The organism is Tabrizicola sp., from assembly GCF_041911175.1.
Taxonomy (GTDB): Bacteria; Pseudomonadota; Alphaproteobacteria; order Rhodobacterales; family Rhodobacteraceae; genus Tabrizicola.
Map to the genome: position 1 here is coordinate 1 of NZ_JAYRPN010000126.1, position 5,206 is coordinate 5,206.

The 5,206-nt window shown below is 67.8% G+C and carries 5 protein-coding genes and 1 pseudogene; all 6 read right to left on the minus strand.

Features of this window, described 5'->3' with window-relative positions; genetic code table 11:
• Positions 1-710: aminotransferase class I/II-fold pyridoxal phosphate-dependent enzyme (locus ACE3P6_RS17310; protein ID WP_374397560.1), on the minus strand; the 710-nt coding region annotated here is incomplete at its 3' end.
• Positions 700-1,449: a FadR/GntR family transcriptional regulator gene (locus ACE3P6_RS17315; protein WP_374397562.1), complete on the minus strand. Its 750-nt coding sequence runs from the start codon at positions 1,447-1,449 to the stop codon at positions 700-702. The genes ACE3P6_RS17315 and ACE3P6_RS17310, both read right to left, overlap by 11 nt.
• A gap of 112 nt (positions 1,450-1,561) precedes the next feature.
• Positions 1,562-2,671, minus strand: a complete 1,110-nt coding sequence (locus ACE3P6_RS17320; RefSeq protein WP_374397563.1) for a Gfo/Idh/MocA family protein — start codon at positions 2,669-2,671, stop codon at positions 1,562-1,564.
• Complete coding sequence (locus ACE3P6_RS17325; RefSeq protein WP_374397566.1) at positions 2,668-3,744, minus strand: Gfo/Idh/MocA family protein; 1,077 nt, start codon at positions 3,742-3,744, stop codon at positions 2,668-2,670. Before ACE3P6_RS17325 ends, ACE3P6_RS17320 begins: the two co-directional genes overlap by 4 nt.
• Before the next feature lie 11 nt (positions 3,745-3,755).
• Positions 3,756-4,730, minus strand: a complete 975-nt coding sequence (locus ACE3P6_RS17330) for an ABC transporter permease (protein WP_374397568.1) — start codon at positions 4,728-4,730, stop codon at positions 3,756-3,758.
• Positions 4,727-5,206: pseudogene (locus ACE3P6_RS17335) on the minus strand (ABC transporter permease); the annotation flags it as partial. The gene ACE3P6_RS17330 and the pseudogene ACE3P6_RS17335, both read right to left, overlap by 4 nt.

The window sequence follows — 5,206 nt, forward strand, 5'->3', positions numbered from 1 at the left end:
AACAGGGGCAGCGACAGGTCGCGCAGGCGGGCGATATGGTCCGCGCTGCCCACGACGACACCCGCCACGGTATCGGAATGGCCGGAGATGTATTTCGAGGCCGAGTGGATCACGATGTCGATCCCCAGCTCGATCGGGCGCTGGAAGACCGGGGTGGCCCAGGAATTGTCGATCATGGTCACGGTGCCATGCCGTTTCGCATGGGCCGCGACCTTGGGCAGGTTCAGCGCCTGGAAGACGACCGAGGTCGGGCTTTCCAGATAGGCGACCTTCACGCCCTGCAAGAGGTCCGGGTCCTCCTCGAAGGCGCGGAGCGGATGGTAGGTGGTCTCGATCCCGAAGGGGCGCAGGATGCGTTCCATGAAGCGGTAGCTGTCGGGATAGACGTGTTCCACGCAGGCCACCCGGTCGCCGGGGCGCAGGAAGGCCATGAGTGTGGCCGAAATCGCCCCCATGCCCGAGGCAAAGCCGACCGCAGCCTCGCCCCCTTCGGCATCGGCCATCATCGTCTCGAAGGCGGCCACGGTCGGGTTCTGCACGCGGGTGTACATCGGCGCGTTGCTCGACCCGTCCATCCGCGCCTTGAAGTCGTCGAAGCTGTCGAAGGCGAAAAGCGAGGTCTGGACGATGGGCGGCGTGATCGACCCGCCTGCACCTTCGGCGATGGCGGTCAGCCGGGTGGCAAGGTCGTCGGTGGTCTTATCCGGCATGAAGTCCTCGGGCGATCTGGATGGCGGCTTCGTCCACGTCGGACAGGATGCCGGAGATGATGGTGACGGCCTTCTCCTCGTCGCCCGCGACGATGGCTTCCGCCAGGTCGCGGTGGACGGGGATCGTCGCGGCGCCGAGCTGGGGCTGGTCGAAGGGGGCGTCGTAAAGGTCGTGGAAGGCGCGGTGGATCTGGTGGATCACCTTGGCGAACAAAGGGTTGCCGGTCGCGTCGTGAACGGCGGCATGGAACAGGCGGTCGGCGGGGCGCCAGTCCTCGCCCGCGTCGTAGACCTCCATCAGTTCCAACATCCGCAGAAGGATCCTGCGCTTCGCCGCCGGATCGGCGACACGGGTGGCGATGCGGACGGCCTCGATCTCCAGCGGGCGGCGGACGGCGAGCATCCGGCTCAGGCTGTCGGCCTCGATCTGGACGGTGAGTGGCAGGTGCAGCGACCGGGTCGAAACCTCGGCGACGATGTGCGTGCCGCCACCCTTGTTGCGGGTGATGATGCCCAGGCTTTCCCATTGCCGCAGCGCCTCGCGCACGGTGGAGCGACCGATGCCGAAGCGGCGGGCAAGCTCGACCTCGGGCGGAAGCCGGTCGCCGATGCCAAGTCCCTCCGCCTCGACCAGGGCCGCAAGAAGCTGCGCCACGTCGCGCGGGCGTCTTTGGTCCTTGACGATGGTGGCGGGAAGGACGGTCAAAAGGATCTCCGCAAGAGCTGGCTGCACGGGCATGATAATCAATGTCAGACATTATGGCAAGAATGTCTGACATAGTTATGGAAGCGAGAGTTTCGGGAGGAACCGGGCATTGGCCCTGCGCCCGTGACGCGACCCGGCCCCGGCCCTAGAAGGCGAGGCTGTCGGCCGCACCAACCCTGACCGGTTGGCCGGTGCGGCGGGACTGGATGGCAGCGAAGGCGAGGGCGAGGCTGTCGAGGTTCTCTTCCGCGCCATTTGCGGGCTCGGTGTCGTCCTCGATGGCGACAAGAAGCGCCCCCATCGCGCCGCGGAACCCGTCGTTGAACCAGGTGCCTTCCAGGCGCGGCCGGGCGACCCCTTCGGCGGTGGTGAGCGTCACGGATTGCTGGCCAAGGTCGGGCCCGTCACTCAGCAGGCTACCCTTGGTGCCCGCGATGAAGGTGGTGTCCCGTGGGCCGAAGGGGGTTGCGCCGTCGAAGACCAGCGAGGCCTGCCCGCCTTCCATCTGCACCAGCGCCTGCGCGAGGAGGGGGGCCCTGGCGGTCTGGCCGTTCGCCTTGGCGGCGGTGGCGAAGACCGAGGTTGCCCGATCCCCGGTGATGCTGCGCAGGAAGTCGAACCAGTGGATGCCGAAGTCATAGAGGATCAGGTCCTCGATCTTCTCGAACGGCGTCCCGGCGATCCAGCCGTGGTTCCAGTGGATCGAGACATGGGTGGAGATGACCTCGCCGATCAGGCCTGCCCGCACCGCCTCGCGCATGTATGCCAGGTGCGGGGCCCAGCGTCCGTTCTGGTTGACCGCCAGCTTGACGCCATTCTCGCGGGCGAGGGCGACAAGGCGGCGACCCTCGGCAAGGTCCAGCACGAAGGGTTTCTGCGACAGGACGTGCTTGCCCGCGCGGAGGGCGGCCTCGATGATCGGCAGGCGGTCGGCGGGGTGAGGGGTGATGTCGACCACGTCGATGGCGGGGTCGGCCAGCACCTCTTTCCAGCGGTCGGTGACGCGGGCCCTGGGCGCGAACTCGGCGGCCTTGGCTTCGGCTTTTTCCCGGGTGCGGTTGCAGATCGCGGCGACCTCCCACCCGGCGGTGCGGTAGGCGTCGAGATGGGCCGAGACGATGCCACCCGCGCCGATCACGCCAATCCGGGGGCGGTAGGTGCGGGGCAGGGGCGGTTGATAGGGCAAGGCGGGGGCCGCGACCTCGGCCAGCGCGACCGACTTCAGGGCATAGGTATCGGCGTCGGGTTCGCTCATGGCAGCAGCGGCAGGGTGCGTTTCTGCCGGGCCGACTCGGCAGCGGTATCGACGATGCGCTGGCCGGTCAGGCTGACAGCGGGATCGAGCGGGCCGGTCAGCGGCTCACCGCGCGCAATGCAGCCAAGGACGTATTCGATGGCGTTCCGCCCCCCCGGCGGCAGGGGGTCGGCGGGGATGGGATGCGGTTCGGGGTTGGCGCGGGTTTGGACGGTGACATGGTCGGCATAGTCCCAGGAGGCGATGGTGCCCTCGGTTCCCACCAGGATGAAGCCGCATTTCGGCTGCGGCTGGATCACCCAGGGGTCGGTGAAAGTGCCCCAGCGGGTCTCCATCTTCGACAGGCCCCTGGCGTAGCGGCAGACGACGATGGCGTGCTGGTCGACCTCGATGCCTGGCGTCTCGTCGGTGACGCAGGTCACTTCCAGCGGCGCCTCGCCACCCCGATACCACGTCCCCAGCGTGGCACCGTAGCCAAGGTAGTCGAGCAGGCTGCCACCGCCAGAGGCACGCTTGTACCACCAGGAGCTCGGCTTTTGCCGCTCCACCTCTTCCCGGGAGACTTCGATCTTGTCGGCGAGGTGGTAAAGCGGCCCCCGGTTGCCACCATAGGAATGGATCTCGATCACCTCGCCGATCATGCCTTCGTCGACCAGCCGCTTGGCGGTGACGTGGGATTCCACCCAGCGCAGCGGCCAGTTGATCGCGAGATACTTGCCGGTCGGTTTCATGGCCTCGATCATCGCGCGGGCGTCGGCGACGGAAGCGGCGAAGGGTTTCTCGACGAAGACATGCACGCCATAGGCCGCGAGGCGTTTCGTGTAGTCGGCATGGTTGGCCGTGGCGGCGCAGAGGATGGCGAGGTCGGGTTTGGCGGCCCTCATGCAGGCGTCGAAGTCGGTGAAGACGTGGTCCTCGGGGATGCCGAAGGTGTCGATGGCGCGCTGCATCGTGTTGCGGTCGGGATCGAAGATGCCCACGATTTCCGCGTCCGGGTGGTCATGCACGCAGCGCAACAGGTCGCCCATGTGCATGTGATCGAAGCTGATGCCGACGATGCGGAACTTTGCCATGAAAAGCCCTTTCAGCTGCGGTCGGTGAGCCGGATGAACAGCGCGGTGACGGCGAGGATGATGAGCCCGAAGAGGATGCGGCGCCCGCCTTCGGGAATCTGCATCAGGGTCAGCATCGAGGTCAGCACGGTCAGGATCAGCGCGCCGACGATGGTGCCGCCAAACCCGCCCCGGCCCCCGAAGATCGAGGTGCCGCCCACGACCGCCGCCGCGACCGAGGGCAGGTCGAGCGGCAGCGCCAGCGACAGCGAGGCGGTCTTGATCTGCCCCAGATACAGAAGCCCCGTCACCCCGGCGATCAGGCTCGACAGCGTGTAAAGCGCCAGATGCACCTGCCAGACCCGCACGCCGGACAGCCGCGCCGCCGCCTCGTTCGCGCCGATGGCATAGAGAAGCCGCCCGAACCCGCTGCGGCGCTGCGCCCAGATCACCAGCGCGGCGAAGGGGATGAACAGGACCAGGCTGTTCGGCAGGCCGAAACTGCGGCCCGTGCCCAGCCAGATCAGGAAGTCCGGGATCAGCACCCCGGTCGCGATGACATAGCGCTGGTAGACCAGCAGGCAGCCGGTGGCGATCAGCGCGGTGCCGAGCGTCATGATCAGCGGATGCACCCGGCAGATGGCGACGCCGAAGCCGTTGACGAGGCCGATAACCACGGCGGCGGCAAGCGCGATGGCGATGGCCGGGGGAACGCCGGTCATCGGTGCCAGGGTCGCGGTCAGGTAGGCCGCGATGGTGGCGACGGTGCCGACCGACAGGTCGATGCCCCCGGTCAGCATGGTCAGCGTCTGGCAGGCGGCGAGCATGGCCAGCGGGATGGCGAACTTGATCCTGTTGCCCGCCCAGAACATGCTGAGGACGCCGGGGTTCAACACCGCAAGGATCGCGACCAGCAGGATCAGCAGGCCGATCAGCGGCAGGAGCGGCTGGTCGACCATCAGGCGGCCGAGGCGGTTCAGCGGGGTGGGGGTATCGGTCATCGTCATGCCTTGCGCCCTCGCGTCGCCAGAACCGCGCCGAACATCACCACGGCGACCATGATCGACCCTTCGATGATCGCGGCGACGTTGGGGTCGACGGAGAGGAGGGTCAGGTCCATCCGCACGGTCCGCAGGATGAAGACGGCCAGGATCGGGCCAAGGAGGCCTCCCCTGCCCCCGCCCAGCACCACGCCGCCCAGCACCACGGCGGCGACCGAGGCGAGGAGATAGGGCCCCGGGATCGGCTCGCCGATGCCGGGGCCCATAGTGACGGAGAGGCCCCCGAGCGCGGCGAAGAGCCCGCAAAGGGCATAGGCGACGATGCGGGTCTGTCCGACGGGTACGCCAGAGCGGAAGGCGGCGAGCGGATCGGAGCCGATGGCATAGAGGCGCAGGCCGAGTTTCGAGCGGCGGATCGGCAGCCAGATCAGGGCGGTGACGGCCGCAAGGAAGATGACCCCGCGCGGAAGCCAGTCAAGGCC

Bases quoted from the DNA above. Each gene is read 5' to 3' on its own strand.
- ACE3P6_RS17330 (WP_374397568.1), bottom strand. From the start codon at position 4,730: ATGACGATGACCGATACCCCCACCCCGCTGAACCGCCTCGGCCGCCTG.
- ACE3P6_RS17315 (WP_374397562.1), bottom strand. From the start codon at position 1,449: ATGCCCGTGCAGCCAGCTCTTGCGGAGATCCTTTTGACCGTCCTTCCC.
- ACE3P6_RS17320 (WP_374397563.1), bottom strand. From the start codon at position 2,671: ATGAGCGAACCCGACGCCGATACCTATGCCCTGAAGTCGGTCGCGCTG.
- ACE3P6_RS17325 (WP_374397566.1), bottom strand. From the start codon at position 3,744: ATGGCAAAGTTCCGCATCGTCGGCATCAGCTTCGATCACATGCACATG.